Genomic DNA, 302 nt, shown 5'->3' with positions numbered 1-302 from the left:
CCGGCGACGATGGAGAGCGTGGTGGTCTTACCGGCGCCATTGGGGCCGACGACGCCGTAGAACGACCCGGCCGGGACTGTCAGGTCGATCCCGGCGACGGCACGGTTGTCGCCGAACTGCTTCACGAGACCGCGGATGCTGATCGCCTCGCCGTCGGACGTGCTGTCGGCTGCGCCGACCGCATCGGAGGCCGCGTCGTCGGAGTCGACCACGGCTTCGACGACCTCGACCGACGTCGCTTCGCGCTCCGACTCGACCTCGACCTCGGTCGGTACAGCGACGTCGTCTGCCGCCGTCACCGC

1 protein-coding gene is annotated in these 302 nt (G+C 70.2%); it reads right to left on the bottom strand.

The features are described 5' to 3' along the window. On the bottom strand, positions 1-302 hold a 302-nt coding region (locus ACNPM4_RS19410), incomplete at both ends, for an ATP-binding cassette domain-containing protein (RefSeq protein WP_448986859.1).

It is taken from the genome of Microbacterium umsixpiens (assembly GCF_053543675.1).
This window is presented reverse-complemented; position numbering and strand designations above follow the sequence as displayed.